Annotated in this window: 16 protein-coding genes, 1 pseudogene and 1 riboswitch; of the genes and pseudogenes, 9 read left to right on the top strand and 8 right to left on the bottom strand. The window is 34.8% G+C overall.

Going from position 1 to position 18,095, the window contains the following annotated elements:
* The first annotated feature begins 16 nt into the window (after positions 1 to 16).
* From NST14_RS20010 to malR, 4 genes are all read left to right on the top strand, one after another.
* Positions 17 to 1,276, top strand: a complete 1,260-nt coding sequence (locus NST14_RS20010; RefSeq protein WP_000709918.1) for an extracellular solute-binding protein — start codon at positions 17 to 19, stop codon at positions 1,274 to 1,276.
* A 65-nt stretch (positions 1,277 to 1,341) separates the two neighbouring features.
* On the top strand, positions 1,342 to 2,643 hold the full coding sequence (malC, locus tag NST14_RS20005; RefSeq protein WP_001194989.1) for a maltosaccharide ABC transporter permease MalC: 1,302 nt from the start codon (positions 1,342 to 1,344) through the stop codon (positions 2,641 to 2,643).
* Positions 2,644 to 3,486 carry a maltosaccharide ABC transporter permease MalD gene (malD, locus tag NST14_RS20000; protein ID WP_001022608.1) on the top strand — a complete coding sequence of 281 codons (843 nt, stop codon included), beginning with the start codon at positions 2,644 to 2,646 and terminating at the stop codon, positions 3,484 to 3,486.
* Between the two features lie 280 nt (positions 3,487 to 3,766).
* The gene (gene malR / locus NST14_RS19995; protein ID WP_000219043.1) at positions 3,767 to 4,789 is read left to right on the top strand and encodes a maltose operon transcriptional repressor MalR; all 1,023 of its coding nucleotides are present in this window, start codon (positions 3,767 to 3,769) and stop codon (positions 4,787 to 4,789) included.
* A gap of 14 nt (positions 4,790 to 4,803) precedes the next feature.
* Here the strand turns inward: malR and NST14_RS19990 are convergent, their stop codons facing one another.
* Positions 4,804 to 5,967 (bottom strand): aminotransferase A, encoded by a 1,164-nt coding sequence (locus NST14_RS19990; protein WP_000434564.1) that lies wholly within the window; start codon positions 5,965 to 5,967, stop codon positions 4,804 to 4,806.
* A 123-nt stretch (positions 5,968 to 6,090) separates the two neighbouring features.
* Positions 6,091 to 6,291: a hypothetical protein gene (locus NST14_RS19985; RefSeq protein WP_000929285.1), complete on the bottom strand. Its 201-nt coding sequence runs from the start codon at positions 6,289 to 6,291 to the stop codon at positions 6,091 to 6,093.
* 309 nt (positions 6,292 to 6,600) lie between these two features.
* Between NST14_RS19985 and kinB the strand changes: the two genes are divergently transcribed.
* The gene (kinB, locus tag NST14_RS19980) at positions 6,601 to 7,875 is read left to right on the top strand and encodes a sporulation sensor histidine kinase KinB (protein WP_000420384.1); all 1,275 of its coding nucleotides are present in this window, start codon (positions 6,601 to 6,603) and stop codon (positions 7,873 to 7,875) included.
* A 53-nt stretch (positions 7,876 to 7,928) separates the two neighbouring features.
* On the opposite strand, the gene NST14_RS19975 is transcribed toward kinB, so the two are convergent.
* A complete protein-coding gene (locus tag NST14_RS19975) occupies positions 7,929 to 8,678 on the bottom strand; it encodes a DUF3967 domain-containing protein (protein ID WP_000388462.1) in 750 nt (249 codons plus the stop codon).
* A 236-nt stretch (positions 8,679 to 8,914) separates the two neighbouring features.
* Between NST14_RS19975 and nucA the strand changes: the two genes are divergently transcribed.
* Together nucA and comJ are read left to right on the top strand one after the other, a co-directional pair.
* Entirely contained in the window at positions 8,915 to 9,349 is a 435-nt protein-coding gene (gene nucA, locus NST14_RS19970; protein WP_000811499.1) for a DNA-entry nuclease, read from the top strand.
* A gap of 36 nt (positions 9,350 to 9,385) precedes the next feature.
* Positions 9,386 to 9,775, top strand: a complete 390-nt coding sequence (comJ, locus tag NST14_RS19965) for a competence protein ComJ (protein WP_000424017.1) — start codon at positions 9,386 to 9,388, stop codon at positions 9,773 to 9,775.
* A gap of 37 nt (positions 9,776 to 9,812) precedes the next feature.
* Here the strand turns inward: comJ and metE are convergent, their stop codons facing one another.
* From metE to NST14_RS19945, 4 genes are all read right to left on the bottom strand, one after another.
* Positions 9,813 to 12,101, bottom strand: a complete 2,289-nt coding sequence (metE, locus tag NST14_RS19960; protein WP_001007595.1) for a 5-methyltetrahydropteroyltriglutamate--homocysteine S-methyltransferase — start codon at positions 12,099 to 12,101, stop codon at positions 9,813 to 9,815.
* Positions 12,102 to 12,229: 128 nt separating this feature from the next.
* Positions 12,230 to 12,417, bottom strand: a riboswitch (cobalamin riboswitch).
* Positions 12,418 to 12,768: 351 nt separating this feature from the next.
* Entirely contained in the window at positions 12,769 to 13,326 is a 558-nt protein-coding gene (locus tag NST14_RS19955; RefSeq protein WP_000062073.1) for a PadR family transcriptional regulator, read from the bottom strand.
* Between the two features lie 159 nt (positions 13,327 to 13,485).
* Positions 13,486 to 14,274 (bottom strand): RNA-guided endonuclease TnpB family protein, encoded by a 789-nt coding sequence (locus NST14_RS19950; protein ID WP_073536030.1) that lies wholly within the window; start codon positions 14,272 to 14,274, stop codon positions 13,486 to 13,488.
* Positions 14,275 to 14,473: 199 nt separating this feature from the next.
* A complete protein-coding gene (locus tag NST14_RS19945; RefSeq protein ID WP_000445753.1) occupies positions 14,474 to 16,015 on the bottom strand; it encodes an MDR family MFS transporter in 1,542 nt (513 codons plus the stop codon).
* 425 nt (positions 16,016 to 16,440) lie between these two features.
* Here NST14_RS19945 and NST14_RS19940 point away from each other — a divergent pair, with 425 nt between their 5' ends.
* A complete protein-coding gene (locus NST14_RS19940) occupies positions 16,441 to 16,941 on the top strand; it encodes a hypothetical protein (protein ID WP_000708168.1) in 501 nt (166 codons plus the stop codon).
* Here the strand turns inward: NST14_RS19940 and NST14_RS19935 are convergent.
* A pseudogene (locus NST14_RS19935) lies at positions 16,881 to 17,126 on the bottom strand (hypothetical protein). The gene NST14_RS19940 and the pseudogene NST14_RS19935 sit on opposite strands and share 61 nt — an antisense overlap.
* Before the next feature lie 164 nt (positions 17,127 to 17,290).
* Between NST14_RS19935 and NST14_RS19930 the strand changes: the two are divergent.
* Positions 17,291 to 17,932: a diguanylate cyclase domain-containing protein gene (locus tag NST14_RS19930; RefSeq protein WP_000680835.1), complete on the top strand. Its 642-nt coding sequence runs from the start codon at positions 17,291 to 17,293 to the stop codon at positions 17,930 to 17,932.
* Positions 17,933 to 18,095 lie beyond the last annotated feature (163 nt).

The raw sequence follows: 18,095 nt of genomic DNA, 5'->3' as shown, positions 1-18,095 counted from the left end.
CAGGGAGGTTTTTGGGATGAAGAAAGCATTATCATTATTAACGGTTTCAGCATTATCAATTGGTATGTTATCTGCATGTGGACCGAAAGATTCAGGGAAAAAAGAAGAAAGTAAAGCAAAGAAAGATTACGATCTACTCGTTTGGGAAGATGATAAAAAAGGTGTTGGTTTAGAACCAGCAGTGAAAAGCTTTGAGGAAAAATATAAAGTAAAAGTAAAAGTTGTTGAAATGCAAATGACAGATCAAGTGAAGAAGTTACGCCTTGATGGACCAGCGGGGACGGGACCAGATGTTGTAACATTGCCACATGATCAAATCGGAAATGCAGTAACAGAAGGTTTACTTTCTGAAGTGAAAGCTGATGATGCTGTAAAGAGTAAATTTACTGATTCATCAATAGAAGCACAGACATATAACGGAAAATTATATGGTTTACCAAAAGCAATTGAGACACCAGTCTTTATTTACAATAAAAAACTAATGCCAAAAGCGCCAGAAACGATGGACGAGCTGTTTAACTTCTCAAAAGAATTTACGAAAGATGGCAAGTACGGATTTTTAGCATTAGGAGATAACTTCTACTTTGCTAATGCATTCATGGCAGGTATGGGTGGTTATGTGTTTGGTGAAAAAGATGGAAAGCCAAATGCAAGTGATGTTGGATTAAATAATAGCGGAGCAGTACAAGGTGCTGAGTATCTTCAAAAATGGTACAAAGAAAAGTTATTCCCGAAAGGTATTATCGGTGAATCTGGTGGACCTGCTGCTGATGGGCTATTTAATGAAGGAAAAGCAGCATCTATCATGAACGGCCCTTGGGCGTTCCAAGCAATGGAAAAGAACGGAATTGATTATGGCGTTGCTCCAATGCCGAAATTACCAAATGGTCAACCAATGAAAACGTTTGTTGGGGTTAAAGGATGGCATGTAACAAGTTTCTCTAAACAAAATGATTTAGCTACAAAGTTCACTGAATGGGTAACGAATGAAGAAAACGCAAAAATTCGATTTGAGAAGACGAAAGAAATTCCTCCAGTAAAAGCAGTAATGGAAGATCCAATTATTAAAGATAACGAAGCTGCAAAAGCAGTTGCAACACAATCTGAAAATGGAATTCCAATGCCAAACATTCCAGAAATGCAAGAAGTATGGAAACCAGCTGGAGATGCGCTTCAATTAGTTGTTACGGATAAAGAGGCACCAAAAGCAGCACTTGATAATGCAGTGAAGCAAATTAAAGGTAATATTGAGGCAAATCATAGTAAGAAAAAATAAGGTGAAATTCGTGCCTCTAATATGAGGGGCACGAATTCTCTCCCAAGAAAAAAGGGGGAAGGAACATGCAAACATCTATGGAACCAGCAAACGGCTTAAACGGTTCAAAACATAGGAAAATGGCAACCATGTTATCAATCATTCCAGGCGTGGGCCAAATGTATAATAAACAATTTGTAAAAGGTCTTATTTTTCTAGTATTAACAGGTTCATTTATTGTAGCCTTTGCTGATTTATTAAATATGGGATTATGGGGAATTGTAACGCTTGGTACAGAAGTTCCACGTGACCATTCTGTCTTTCTATTAGTAGAAGGAATCTTGGCACTCATTGTCATCGTGTTTGGACTCGGAATATATGCATTTAATTTATATGATGCATACCAAAACGGAAAGAAACGGGATATAGGAACACCGTTAAACTCTGTAAAAGAGCAATACCGTAATTTACTAGACCAAGGTTTTCCGTATTTAATGGTTTCACCAGGGTTTTTATTACTTATCTTTGTCGTTGTATTTCCAATCATTTTCGTAATTTTAATTGGATTTACGAACTATGATTTATATCATTCTCCTCCAGCTAAATTAGTAGATTGGGTAGGATTTAAAAACTTTATTGATATCTTTACATTACCGATGTGGAGAGAAACGTTTTTAAGTGTATTTTCTTGGACTGTCATCTGGACATTCGTTGCAACGACATTACAAGTTGCACTTGGTATTTTCTTAGCGATTATCGTAAATCAGCCTGGTATTAAAGGGAAGGCGATTATTCGAACAATCTTCATTTTACCGTGGGCGGTCCCAGCATTCGTATCTATTCTTGTTTTCTCTGGTATGTTTAATGAAACATTTGGAGCGATTAACAATCAAGTATTAGCTTTATTCGGAATTGAAAAGATTGCTTGGATGACAGATCCATTTTGGGCGAAGATTGCTTTAATTATGATTCAAACGTGGCTTGGATTCCCGTTCGTCTTTGCAATGACAACAGGTATACTGCAATCGATTCCAGGAGAATTATACGAAGCGGCTACAGTAGATGGAGCTACAGCTTGGCAACAGTTTCGTAAAATTACATTGCCACTTGTTCTATATGCAACAGCACCAATATTAATTACGCAATATACGTTTAACTTTAATAACTTTAGTATCATCTATCTATTTAACGGCGGAGGTCCTGCTGTAGCTGGACAAGACGCAGGTGGAACAGATATTTTAATTTCATGGATTTATAAGTTAACGATGACTTCCGCGCAGTACGGAAAAGCAGCAGCTCTTACAATGATCTTATCGTTAATCGTTATTACAGTTGCGTTATGGCAATTTAAGAGAACAAAATCATTCCAAGAAGAGGATATGATGTAAATGAATATTAAAAGACAAAAGATGTTACGTCTCTCATTAAGTTATCTCGTTATTTTCGTAATGTGTGCCATCATTTTCTATCCATTATTATGGATTATTGGCTCATCGTTTAATCCGGGTGATAGTTTATCTGGATCAAGTATTATTCCGCAAAATGCAACACTAGATCATTATCGTAAGTTATTAGATTTAGAGAATAGTAATTATTTACTATGGTATAAAAACACATTAAAAGTAAGTGTTTTAACGATGATTTTTTCAGTGTTAGCAATTAGTTTTACTGCTTATGCATTTTCGAGATACCGTTTTGTTGGAAGAAAAAATGGTTTATTAACATTTTTAATTTTGCAAATGATTCCAAACTTTGCAGCGTTAATCGCTTTATACGTATTAGCACAGTTAACAGGATTAATTGATACGCACCTTGCATTAATTTTAATTTATGTAGGCGGGGCAATTCCAATGAACACATGGCTTATGAAAGGGTATTTTGATACGATTCCGAAAGAATTGGATGAGTCAGCTCGTATGGATGGAGCAGGGCATTTCCGTATTTTTTGGCAAATCATTATGCCACTTGCAAAGCCAATCGTAGCGGTTGTAGCGTTATTTACTTTCATCGGCCCATTTACAGATTTTATTTTAGCGAGTATTATTTTGCGCACACCAGAAAATTATACGTTAGCAGTTGGATTATATGAAATGGTGGCGAAGAAATTTGGGAATGAATTTACAACGTTCGCAGCGGGTTCCGTATTGATTGCAATCCCAATTTCAATTTTATTCCTATCACTACAAAAATACTTTATCTCTGGTTTAACTGCTGGAGGTACGAAAGGATGAAAAATGGGACAGTATGTCCCATTTTTCTTTTCATCTTCCTATAAAACATTTTATAGGGAGATGAAAAGAGATTTGACATCCCATATGAAAAGAAGTGAAATAAATAGTATATTATAGTATAGGAAAAAAGAGCTCTATCCCTTACAATACATGGAGAGGGAGAATATGATAGGTTTTACAAGATAGAATCAATGAAAGTTTATGACTTCCCCTATTACTTGCAACGGGTGCAAGATGAAAATATATAAAATGGCAGAGAAGTGAAAGGAGGGGGATTTTTATGACAGTTACAATTAAAGATGTGGCGAAGAAGGCGAATGTAGCACCATCTACCGTTTCTCGTGTAATTGCTGATAATCCAAGTATAAGTGAAAAAACAAAGCGTCGTGTTCGGAAAGTAATGAGTGAACTAGGGTATCATCCTAATTTAAACGCAAGAAACCTAGCTAACCAAACAACAAAAACACTTGGCCTTGTTATGCCAAGTTCTGCAAGTAAAGCTTTTCAAAATCCGTTTTTCCCAGAAGTTATAAGAGGGATTAGTTCGTTTGCACATGTGGAAGGGTATGCGCTTTATATGTCGACAGGTGAAACGGAAGATGAAATTTTTAATGGTGTTGTAAAGATGGTGCAGGGGCGCCAAATTGGTGGCATTATTCTTTTATATTCAAGAGAGAATGATCGGATTATTCAATATTTACATAAACAAAATTTCCCGTTCGTATTAATCGGGAAACCATATGATCGTAAAGAAGAAATTACATATGTAGATAATGACAATTATACAGCTGCAAGAGAAGTAGCAGAATATTTGATTTCATTAGGTCATAAACAAATCGCGTTCATCGGCGGTGGATCAGATTTACTTGTGACGAGAGATCGTTTGGCTGGTATGAGTGATGCTTTAAAATTAGCAGACATTGTATTGCCGAAAGAGTATATTTTACATTTTGATTTTTCAAGAGAAAGTGGTCAACAAGCCGTGGAGGAATTAATGGGGCTAAAGCAACCACCGACAGCAATTATGGCAACGGATGACTTGATTGGACTTGGTGTGCTAAGTGCACTTTCTAAAAAAGGATTCGTTGTACCGAAGGATGTTTCAATTGTAAGCTTTAATAATGCTTTATTATCAGAAATTGCGAGTCCTCCGCTTTCAACAGTTGACGTGAATATATATCAGCTAGGATATGAGGCAGCAAAAGCTTTAGTTGATAAAGTAGAGAATGCGGAGTCTACTGCAAAGTGTATCATTATTCCGCATAAATTACTGAAGCGTCAAACTTGCGATCATTATGCATAAAAAAAGCTAAGAGTTTAACTCTTAGCTTTTTGTTGTAGAAAGGCTTCTAAACGGTCACAGCCTTCTTTTAAAGTTTCAATACTATATGCATAGGATAAGCGAAGGTAGCCTTCACCATATTCAGAGAATGCTGTTCCAGGAACGACGGCAAGTCCAGCTTCTTTCACAAGATCAAGTGCAAAATCAAATGATGAAGATGTTAAATGGCCAACATATGGGAATAAGTAAAATGCACCTGTTGGCTTTTCAACTGTTAAGCCCATTTGAATAAGTCTATTATATACGTAATCACGTCGTTTTTTGTATTGATGACGCATCATTTTTGGTGCATCTTTAGCAGCTGTTAAAGCTTCAATTGCAGCATATTGAGCGATTGAAGTAGCGCACGTTACGTTGTATTGATGAACTTTTAATATATGCCCAGCTAAATAGTTTGGTGCGAATAATAGACCGATACGCCAGCCAGTCATAGAATGCGATTTTGATAAACCGTTAATGACGATAGTCTTTTCACGCATTTCTGGGAAATGAGCGATCGATGTATGTGTCTGTTCATATACAAGTTCGCTATAAATTTCATCAGAAAGAACGAAAATATTTTTATCTTTTAAAACATCTACAATATCCTGTAGTTCTTCTTTTGATAAAGTTACACCAGTTGGATTAGAAGGATACGGCAGTACGACGCATCTTGTTTTTTCTGTAATGGCCTTTTCCAGTGCTTCGGCTGTTAAACGGAAGCCAGTTTCACGAACATCGATAAAAATAGGTGTTGCGCCGCATAATCGAATAATCGGTTCGTACCCTGGATAAATAGGGGCAGGTAAAATGACTTCTGTTCCTGGCTCTAAAATCGTTCGAAATGCAACATCAATTGCTTCACTAGCACCGATTGTAACGATGGTTTCGTTTTCAGGTGAATAATGTAAATCATAGTTATCTTTTACAAAGTTACAAGCTGCCTTGCGTAACTCTAGTAAACCAGCGTTATGTGTATAGCTTGTATAATTTTCTGTAATAGCCCGTTTTGCCGCTTCTTTTACGAGAGAAGGTGTAGGAAAATCAGGTTGTCCAATTGTTAAAGAGATAAGATTATCATAGTTTTGAATCATGTTAGAGAATTGACGGATTCCAGAAATTTGGATGTCCTTTACTCTAGGGTTAATGAATTGTTCCATTGTATCTCCCTTTCTTCCGTTTGAAAATTAAGTTCATTTTAACATATTTTCTATCATTTCGCTTGCGTATATGGTATGTAGAAAGAGAGGAATAATAGAAAAAAAGCCGCTGTAAGCGACTTTTTAATATCCGTATTCCCAATCTATTTCATCTTCATTCCAAAGTACAGAGGATACTTTGCCAAGGTGAACAACTGATTCATTCACAGCGCATGTGCAATTTTCTTCTCCTGTTTTATGCTGTAACTCTTCATACACTGATTTTTCAACGTTTTCTAGAACGACCAAATTTTCTTCTTTTAAAACAAGCGTAGTACCCGCCATATTTATCTTCCTCCTACTAAAATAATGATCACTTATTTGTAAACATAGATAGTATGGATTATATGCTGTATTTTGCTATAGTTGTCCGTCTTATGAAGTATTTTTTATTTTCTTTGTAATCCGTATTCATTGTATACTGTCGGGCAGAAATTTGGTACAGGGTTTACATTCATTTCGAAAATCTGTAACAATTATTATGTGTTGTTAACAAAGAATTAACAAATATGTTAAGAAAAATCAAAATTTTAAAACAAACAAACCTGTAAAATGATATAATCATATCAAAATACATATAGGGGATGAGAGGCTATGGAGCTTATCCGTGATTTAATGATCCAAATTGCAATCATTATTTTGCCACTATTTTTATACGAAGCGATTCGTTTAAATCGTTATCAAGAAATGCCTCCGAAGCCGAACCGCTACTTTATTATGTTTTTATCTAGCATTACACTCGTTCTCTCTATGACATATTCTATTTGTTTTGGGGACGTTTGCGGGTATAACTTTCACCCAATCCCAATTGTTAGTGGTTTTTTATATGGTGGGATTGTTGGTTTAATCCCGGCCGTTATTTTTGTTATCTATGAATGGGCGCTAAAGGGCATAAACCTTCTTCCAGTCATAGAAGTAATATTTCTATTGATAGTTCCATTATTTTTATCAAAGAAATGGTCTCTATTTTCAAGGGATAAGAAGCTAATTTTAGCATTTATGATTTCATCATTGTACGTACTTGTTTCTTTAGTGATTGGTATGATTAACGTTCTGTTAGAAACGGGGTTTACACCATATGTTTCGCACTTATATAGCGGATATATATTTGCTTCGCTTATTATGGTTATGACAATGGTATTTCAGGTGTACTTAACAGAATATTTAAATGAAAATGCAATACTACGTACAGAGATGCAAAAGTCAGAGAAACTTAATATTGTAAGTGAGTTAGCAGCAAGTGTTGCACATGAGGTTCGAAATCCGCTCACTGTTGTTCGTGGTTTTATTCAATTGCTAGAAAGTACGGAAGATGTGAAGAACAAGGATTATATGCGTCTCGTATTAGCTGAATTGGACCGGGCAGAACAAATTATTTCAGATTATTTAAATTTAGCAAGGCCACAAATTGAGAAAAAAGAACATATTTGCTTATCAGCTCAATTAATAGAAATGACGACTCTTATGTCATCATTTGCAGCGATGCAAGGTGTATATTTGCAAGTTGAGATTTCTGAAAGTCTTTATACGATCGGTGATAAAACGAAATTGAAGCAAGCTATTATGAATGTTGTTAAAAATGGTATTGAAGCAATTCAAGGAAATAAAGGATATTTAAAAGTAACGGCTATACAAAAAGATGAAACGATTGTAATAAGAGTTAAAGATAGTGGTGTTGGAATGACGAAAGAACAATTAGCAAGGCTCGGACAACCGTATTATTCTTTAAAAGAAAAAGGGACAGGATTAGGACTAATGGTAACATTTAGTATTTTACAAGCGCATAATGGTACGCTGGAATATAAAAGTGAAAGTGGGAAAGGAACTGAAGCGATTATTATATTGCCAGCTGTAAGAAATAAGGAATAAAAGTTACCGATAGAAGGTAACTTTTTATTTTATATTAGAAAAAATATATTATGCTATTCAGTTGTTTTTTCTTGTTTTGTTCGGCTAAATAAACTTCTAAATGATTGGAAAAAGCTTTGTTCTTTTGAAGCGGCGACTAATCTTTTTGTTTCTTGAATTTCGCGAATGACTTGCATAAGTTGTGCATCACGGTTGCTATCTTTATTATAAATTTGATTTACGAGTTTATTCATTTTTTCTTCTTGTTTAGATTCTCGTTTATACATATGATTCATTAATAAGTCCATCTTTTCTTTTTGCAGAGCATCTGTTTGAGCGGCATGATCCACTAACTCTTGTAGCATTTTTTCCTGAGATCCTTCTTTTACATAAACTTGTTGCATCAACTCATCTAGCTTTTCATCTTTTAAACGATTTTGGGTAATAAGGGTAGAATTTTGATGAATAATGGCTTCATTTAGTTGAGCGAGCATTTCAAGTTTTAACATGAATTCCTCGAAGTTGCGCCCATCTTCTTTTTCTTTCGGTTGTATTTCTTGCGTATTTTGTATAACTGGTACAGGTGGGGCCTCTTTTTCTTTTAAAATAATTGGTATCGTTTCTGAAATATCTTCCTGCAATGTAGCAGCTCTTTCATGTATAGATTTCAATAGTTTTAAATCATCAAGTTTATAAATACGAGCATCAGCTGTTTTGGAAATTATATAACCATGTTCTTCTAACAGTTGACTATATTTGCGGACTATATGTTTTGGGATGCCTGTTTTATTCGTCACATCTTTCGTTTTATAGGTAGCTTCCATAATATTTCCTCCCCAAAAAGTATCGTATATATCATTTCAATCTTTTATGAGGACTTCCTTTGAAAAAGAATGTCGGAAGGTTATTAGTTTTCTACAGCATTAGTGAAAAGATGAAGAAAAATGAGAGTTTTTGGCGGAATGGCGAAGAAGAGCTAAAATAATGTCTGAAAACATATACAGGAGAAGTTTGTTATAATAACTGAGGAAAAGAAACTGGTAGAATCATGGAGGTATACATGAAGCAATTAAAAGGTATTATCATTTCAATTATTGCAATTCTTTCTATTGTAGTAGCGGTGTATGAAGTGCTTGTTCCAGAGGAAACAAGTATTAAAAAAACAAATGCGTATGATCAAGTTCTAGAATTTCCGAAAGATCGATACCCAGAGACAGGGAAACATATTACGGATGCTATAAAAGAAGGGCATTCAGAAGTGTGTACAATCGACCGTGGTGGCGCTGCGGATAGAAGAAAATTATCGTTAGCTCCATACCCATCAAAAAAAGGGTATGATCGTGATGAATGGCCAATGGCGATGTGTAAAGAAGGCGGAAAAGGAGCGCACATCGAATATATAAGTCCAGCAGATAATCGCGGAGCAGGCTCTTGGGTAGGAAATAAGTTAGATAAATACCCAGATGGTACGCGTGTAAAATTTGACGTAAAGTAGTAGTTGTATATTTCATAATGAAGGAGGAGGGAAACGATGGAGTTAACAATTTCGTATTCGCAATTAATGTTGATGAACTATGACGGTGATCAGCCTTACGTTGACTGGACGGATGAAGATTTTGAGAGAGGTTATGCGAAGACGGATGGAACTGTTATTTTTGAAGCACTTTCTGATTATACTTGTGAAGTAAAAGTGACCCCAGGGAAACATATTGAGAAAGAAGAAGTAATTAGAACGGTTACAGTTCCTTTTACAGTTGAAAATGAATGTATCGTTGTAACAAGTATTCTTTCAAATAAATTTCAAATTCCTATTCCAAATGGTGAGTATACGGTTGTATTACAGGCAACACCCCTTGAAGAACCAACGGATGATGAATTATATAAAATACAATATGAATTCTTTTTTGAAAGTAAAGAATAAAGAATGGGGTATCCTCAAAAAGGATACCCCATTTTTATTATGCGTTTGTTTTTAGCAAGGAACGAGCGTCTTTTGCCGCTTGCACCATGTGCTCTAAAGCTGGAATAACTTCTTCTGTTCTTCTCGTTTTTAAACCACAATCAGGATTAATCCAGAAATATTTAGGATCGCATACTTTTAAAGATTGTTCTACGATTTTATACATTTCATCTTTACTTGGTACACGTGGGCTATGAATATCATATACACCTAGACCGATGCCTTTTTCATATGTTGTATGTTTTAATGTATCAATAAATTCACCGTGACTTCTTGATGTTTCGATAGAAATCACATCTGCATCTAATGCGCGAATCGCATCAACGATATCTTCGAAGTTACTGTAACACATATGAGTATGAATTTGTGTTTCATTTGCTACAGATGAAGTGGCTAAAAGGAAGGATTGTACTGCCCATGTAATATAAGCGTCCCAATCTTTTTCTTTTAGTGGCATTCCTTCACGAAGTGCTGGCTCATCGACTTGAATTACTCGAATTCCGGAAGATTCAAGTAGTTCAATTTCATGACGAAGAGCTAATGCAATTTGATATGAAACTTCTTTTCTTGGAATGTCATTTCGAACGAAGGACCAATTTAAAATCGTAACAGGTCCAGTTAACATGCCTTTTACAACTTTCTCTGTTAAGCTTTGTGCATAAACAGTTTCCTTAATAGTCATTCCGTTAATAAAGGCTACATCACCATAAATAACAGGTGGTTTTACGCAGCGGGAACCGTATGATTGCACCCAACCGTTTTTAGTGAATGAGAAACCAGCAAGGCGTTCACCAAAATATTCGACCATGTCAGTTCTTTCAAACTCACCATGTACAAGAACATCAAGACCAATTTCTTCTTGGTAACGAATCCATTTTTCTGTCTCTTTTTCAATAAATTGTTCATATTGTTCATTTGAAATAACACCGTTACGCCATTCTTTTCGCGTTTGGCGAACTTCAGTTGTTTGCGGGAAGCTACCGATAGTTGTTGTTGGTAACAACGGTAACTTCAAAGCAACTTGTTGTAATTCATATCGTTTTTCAAATGGAAGAGGTCGTGAAAAATCTTCTTCTTTTAGTGCTGTTCGTGCTGCTTTGACATCTTCTCGGTTACGTGCAGCAGATGAACGAATTGTATGATGTACATTTCGATATGTTTCCAGCTCATTACGAATACTTTCTGTACCTTGAGTTAGAGCGGAATGAATAAGAACTAACTCTTCTAATTTTTGATTTGCAAATGCCAACGCGTCAAATAGCTCAGTCGATAAGTGAGTTTCTTCTGTTTTATCGATTGGCGTATGCAATAAGCTACAAGAAGGCTGAACGATGAAGTTTTTCGTTTGGACTTGTTTTTGTAACGTTGTAAATAACGTAAGAACTTCATCAAGATCGGCTCTCCAAATGTTACGGCCATCTATACAACCAACAGCTAAAGTTTTATCAGCTGGGAATCCATATTTTGAAATAGCATGTAGATTACCTTCTTTACCATGAATGAAATCTAATCCAATACTTGATACTGGGAATGTAATGATTTCTTCATAGTTTTCTTCTACACTATCAAAATATGTTTGTAAAAGAAGATTCGCATTTGGAACTTCTCTACGAATAGCTTCATAAATTTCTTTTGCTTGTTGAACTTCTTCTTTCGTTAAAGAAGCGAAAATCGGTTCATCAACTTGAATGATTTGTGCACCAGCTGCATGTAGTTCTGAAAGCAGTTGTACGTAAGGTGCAACTAACTGTTTTAAAATAGTAGCAAATTGCTCTTGTGTATAGCCTTTAGCTAATTTCAAGAAAGTATATGGCCCTAAAATAACAGGTTTTCCATCTACTCCTAATTCTTGTTTTGCCTCTTCGTATAAGCGAAGTGGACGATTATCTTTTAAAGAGATTTGTAATCCCTCTTCATATTCTGGAACGATATAATGATAGTTTGTATTAAACCATTTTGTCATTTCGGAAGCTACGTGATCTTTAGAGCCACGCGCCATTGCGAAATATACATCAAGGTAAGATGTAAACTCAGAAAAACGTGATGGGATAAATCCTAGCATATAAGCAGTATCCAAAACGTGATCGTAATATGTAAAGTCGCCAATTGGAATAAGTTCAATCCCTTTTTCTTGCTGTGCTTTAACGTGTTGAAGACGAATTTCTTTCATTGTTGTTAAAAATTGTTCTTCATCGATTTTATTAGACCAAAAAGCTTCCAATGTTTTTTTCCACTCTCGTTGTAGTCCGATACGTGGATAACCTAAGTTACTTGTTTGAATTGCCATTTCAAATTCCTCCCTAATTGAAAGTAAGCATTTCCGTTTACTAGGAAATACCTATAACAAAAAGCATATAGGCATAGAAAATAAGCCTTCCTTTTTGTTTTAACACCTCATCATCATCCGTGAATCTATCAGTGTTGTTAAAACAGGCAGGTCTCCTGACTTATGCTTCATATGATTTCTTTCACCTTCCCGTTTTCACAGTGGCATTAAAAAGAAATCTCAGCATTTACAGTGGCGGGACCGTGTTGGAGTTTCACCAAGCTTCCCTTTTAAACACGAAACAAACTGTTCGTGTACCCATTTTCCTTTTGAAAGGAATTTAACAAGCGATATGATATTGAAACAAATTCTAACACAATTTTTGGAATTTTGTCTACTGTTTTGAAATAAGAAAATTCTAAAGTTTTTTATTTTAATTATTTGTATTTTTCTGATTTTTTAGAGTGAAGAAACATGAGGAGAATTGAAATAAAGTGCAATTAAATTTATAAAGAAATGGGTACCTATACATACATAAGATGCCAGTTATGTTATTAAATAATTGGTTTATCTTATATAGAAAATTAAACAAGCATAACCTCAACCTAAATTAGAATGGGGTTATACTTGTTTTAGACTTTGAAATAAAATAACTATATTGTCATTTTACAGTTTCTATTTTAAAAGTTTAATCCGTATCAATATCAATTTCTGAAAGTCGACCGGCAACAGCATCTGCAAGAAGGGTGTTTAACCATTGCAATTCGACTGTAATATGTTCAATAACGCTTTGCAAAATATATAGTTGTGCACGTGGAATTTGTCCGTTGCTACAGTCATAAATAGTTTGCATGTTATGTAAATATTGAATGGTATCATTTTTCTTTTTTTCTAAAATCGGAACTAACTCTTGGTCATCACCAAAATGAGCGAAAGAGAGTGCCGAATAAATTGGTTTATATATTTGATTTTTTGCCTCGAATTGTTTTAATAGTAACGTGTGAAATAACCGTTTACCTTCGTCTGTTATATGAAAAATTGTTTTATCTGGTCTATTTGTATCTCGAACAATAGTTGTAACACGAATTGCACCTTGCTTTTCTAATTGCTCGAAGGCGTAATAAAGTGATCCTTTTGCATATTTAATATAACAATCCATTTGTCTTTCTTTCATGATGTGTTGCACTTCATATGGATGTTTATCTCCTTCGAGTAGTAAGCCGAGAATGACTAATTTCATGCTCATTCTGTCTCAACTGCTACTAAAAATATAGACAAATGTATATTCTTAGAGTATTCCTGCTTCTACGTGCCCTGCCTCGCTAATCACTTGCTACTACAGTTTGCTGTGACACTCCACAGGCGTAAATTCCGATGTAGCCCACCGTACATATATACAAACTATTTACGTTAGTATTGTATATTCTTTTGCTTGTAAAAGGTTGATCGCTGCGTTCAAATCTCTATCCATTACATTGCCACATTCACATGTATATACTCGGTCAGATAGCTTTAAATCCGCTTTCTTTTGACTGCAACATGAGCATAACTTTGACGATGGATAAAACCGGTCTACTTGACGTAATTCAATTCCATATTCCTCACATTTCGTCAAAAGCCACGTTTTAAAAGTAAAAAAAGACTGCTTGGCAATTGTTTTAGATAAATGTTTATTCTTCATCATACCTTTCACATTCAAATCTTCCACTGTAATAAACGTTGGTTTGGTTTTCACCACACTCGTTACAATAGACTTTACATACTCTATTCGAATATTCGCTAATCGAGCATGCAACTTTTGCACTCTAAGAACATTTTTATCTATATTCACTCTTTTATTAGTAACAGATTTTTCACCTCTTTTTTTTAGATTTTCAAATTTACGTGCTAAAGAGCGTTGTTCACGTTTTAACCGTCTTTCTATCTTTTTTACTTTTATTGTTTTGTTGATGTTTTCATGAACGATACCATCGCTACGTGTAGCAAAATCCTTCACTCCTAAATCAATCCCTAGACCTATTTTATTGAGTGCTAACTTTGTTGCCATTTCTTCCAATTCGCAAAGTACAGATACAAAATATCTTCCTTTTGGGTTTCGGTAAGCAGTTAAAACACCTTGATTGTCCCACCTTTGCAATGTCTTAACAGAGACATTAAGCATTTCTGAAAATTCTTTTGGTTTATATTGTTTCATAATTACTTTTTTGCTATATATGCACACTTTTGTCTATGTTTTTGTTTACTGTTTCTTTCTCCTGTATATAGAAACTTGATCCCGATTGGTGAGGGATAATAACCAGTAGGAATGGTTCCTTACTGATCAAAGATTTACTTTATATATTATAAACGGCATACCCTTTTTCATAAAGGGTATGCCGTTTCTTTTTTCTATACTAACTTACCTGCTTTTGTTTTTGTTTCGTTTTTGGTCCTGTAAAAAGACGCTCATTTCCCATAAGTAAAATGCAAATAATACTTAGTACAGCCGGGATCAGTGCCCAGAAGAATGTACTGGCAATAGATGTAGCTAGAGCTTCTTTAATACCAGTTAATATTTCAGTTGGTATTTTATCGGTAGCACCTGGTGATAATAAGAAACTTGTGTCTCCACCCTTTGGAGCTAATTTTGCTAGTTCAGGTGGGAAGAGAGTGTTTAGTTTATCTGTAAAAATATGATTTTGAATTGTACCGAAAATCGTTACACCAAGAGTCATACCGAGTGAACGGAAAAATGAGTTTGTTGATGTAGCAGAACCACGGTCTCTCATTTCTAATTTGTGAATCGAAGACATACTTAAAACTGAGAATGAGAAACCAACACCAAGTCCAGCGAGAACCATAAATAGTGTTACGAGTAGGCGAGGTGTGTCCATTGTTAAAGTGCTTAGTAAATAAATGCCAAGAACGAAGAAAACTCCAGATGCCATCATAATGTTACGATAACTTGTTCGAGAAGCTAACTGTCCACCCGTTTGACTTCCAATTACAGAGCCAATCATCATAGGTGTTAAAATTAATCCAGCATTTGAGGCTGAACCACCGAGAACACCTTGAACGAAGATTGGGATATAAACTGTACAGATGATAAAAGCGGCACCATAGAAAAAGGCAACACCTTGGCTAGCTGCGAATAAAGGTTTTTTAAATAGATGGAAAGAAATGATAGGCTCGGTTGCTTTTCGTTCTACGAAGAAGAAAATAATAAGCATAATAACAACTGTTGTAAATAAGCCGATAATCACAGTGGAATTCCATGCGTATTCTTTACCACCAAGTTCTAATGCGAACATTAAGCAAACGATACTAATAACAAGTGTAATAGCGCCAGCCCAATCAATTTTTTGTTTTCTAAATTCTAGAGATTCACTATAATATTTCGTAATGAAGAAGAAGGAGATAAGTCCTAATGGAATATTAATATAGAAGACCCAGTGCCAACTTATATAGTCTGTAATATAAGCACCTAATAAAGGGCCGAATACACTAGATGTTCCGAAAACAGCACCGAATAGCCCTGTCATTTTTCCGCGCTTTTCTGGTGGGAATATGTCGTACATAATAGTGAAGGCGATAGGCATAAGAGCTCCGCCACCAATTCCTTGAATTGCTCTATAAATACTTAATTGCTCAATACTAGATGCTGTTCCACAAAGTGCAGAACCGAACAAGAAAAGAATAAGGCCACCAATATAAAAGCGTTTCCGTCCGTACATATCAGAAAGTTTTCCGAAGATAGGCATTCCTGCCATTGTTGCTACCATATATGCAGACGTGACCCAAACGAACTTGTCAAATCCTCCTAGGTCTCCAACGATTGTTGCCATTGCTGTTGCAACGATTGTATTATCCATTGCCGCCATTAAAATACCAAGTAGTAAACCCGCAACAACAAATTTTGTCTTGCTGGAGTCTTTTTTTGATAATTGAGATTCCAAAGATAACCCTCCTTTAATAATAAGTAAACTATATTAAGTTTTGAGTGCAGCGCATAAAAATTATAAATATATTTTTAAAAATCAATTTACACAAGTGCACTGACAAAGCCATAAAGAATATTATAGTCAAGTTTGACTAAAAGGCAAACTTTTTCTTCCGTCAAAATATTCTGTTGTATGGACAGCGAAAGAGTGAGTAATACTTAGTATTGGTAAAAAGTCAATGAAGGAAATTGTAAAAAAATATTTCAGTAAGAATACCTGCTGTTAACAGATGAAAAATGGTTTTTTCTTTACTTTGTCGAATAGGATAAAAGGAAGAGTAATAACTATATATCGTTTGTAACGAGCTTTATTAATATTGTGTAGAGAGGCAGAATAAGGTCGTATGGATATGAAGCATCTGAAATGGGGTGAATATTATTATGAAAATATGGAAACGAATTCCGGATCAAGGAAGGCGTTCAATACCGCTACAACCGGTATTATGGATTGATGGCTCAAAAAAGGAAAATGAATGTCCTAACGTAGCAGTTACATTACAAATCCGTAGTATGTATAAAGAAAAATTTTCATATGAACTGACCTATGATGTAAACGACATACTTATTATTCGAATTGAAGTTGAAAATAAAGGAATGGAAATGATTTCACGAGTTGTAGTAAGTCATATGATTCGAGATTATTTTGCCTATATTCCAAATTCATTAAAGGTTGATAAGGGGATGAGCGAGTTTCTGTTCCAGCTTGTAAGGTGGAGAATCGATAATTTATTACCAAATGAGAAGGTAGAGTTAATTTGTAAAATAAAAGCAAATAAAGATAAAGAACTCAAAAACACACTATTTCAGGCTACATATACATTTCAATATAACGGAGTATCATATGGTCCGTTGCAAACAAATGAAGTTGTTGTACGGCAATGATAAAAAGGAACCTGTATGAAAGGTTCCTTTTTGATTCCCTTTTTTGTTCGATCCATATTTACAATAGCGTCGATTTGATTGTATGTAATGAAGTTTACTCCGAAAGAATTAAATAGTAATTTTAGCGACTACAGAAACCCCGATAGTAAACGTATAATATCTGATAGATTTTTCTTTTGTAGCATGTAGGTCACCATATTTCTAAAATGATGCATGGCATATATATGAAATAGAATAGAAATGGTAGACAAGCTTAAGCGGAAATGTACACTCAATATGTACATTTTTTATTTTGTAGAAAAACATAATTGTTATAGAAACATATATTGGTATAGAAGGGAGGTGAAGTATGAAACATAAAGGGAAAATTAGTGGATTATTACTTGGGAATACAGTGGCAGTTACAGAATGGATTGCGCTTCAGGATGTAATTACAAAACTGGATTCGCGATCATTTTATACCGTCTTTATTATTTATATATTGCAAATGATACTCAGCTATTATTTTGGACATTGGTATGATAAAAAAGCGAGTGGGCGTATGGATACGGAAGTAGGAGGAATGGCAAGTAATGATTTTGTAGTTGATTTTTTTGAGAAAGTAGCTGCTTTATCAGAACGAGATTCTCATAATATTACAGTGTACATTCTTTCTGTGAAAGAATGGAAAGGACTAAAAGAAACAGTGCAAGAAAAAAAATTGGAGGTGTTAGTACAAAAATTGGAGGGCACGATTGTAAAGACAATTCGTAAAGGCGATGTCGTTACGAAGTGGGATGAAAATAAGTATGTGATTGTGGCAATTGATAACGGACATGAAAAGTCGACAATAACAAACCGATTAATGAAAAATATTGAAAGTGAAATAGAAAATGGTTTGTTAAGTATGACTCTATTATTTGGGGCTGCTAGTTATCCTATAGAAGGAAAAACGTTTGAAGAATTGTTAAGAAAGGCACAAAATCAATTGTACCAGCATAGAAATTTGTAAAAAAATAAGTGAAATTTTGATTTGAAGAAATATGATATGAAGAAGTTTTTATTGTAACATTTTTTTGACTTTTATTACAAAAAGAACTTTTTTTGTAATAAAAGTCTTTAAAAATATATGAAATAGGCATATAATTATGATGGATGTGTCAATGCATTTTGCA

The sequence above is a fragment of the Bacillus sp. FSL W8-0519 genome, from assembly GCF_038005585.1.
GTDB lineage: Bacteria > Bacillota > Bacilli > Bacillales > Bacillaceae_G > Bacillus_A > Bacillus_A paranthracis.
Note: the sequence above shows the minus strand (reverse complement) of the source record. Positions and strands in the feature narration are given on the sequence as shown.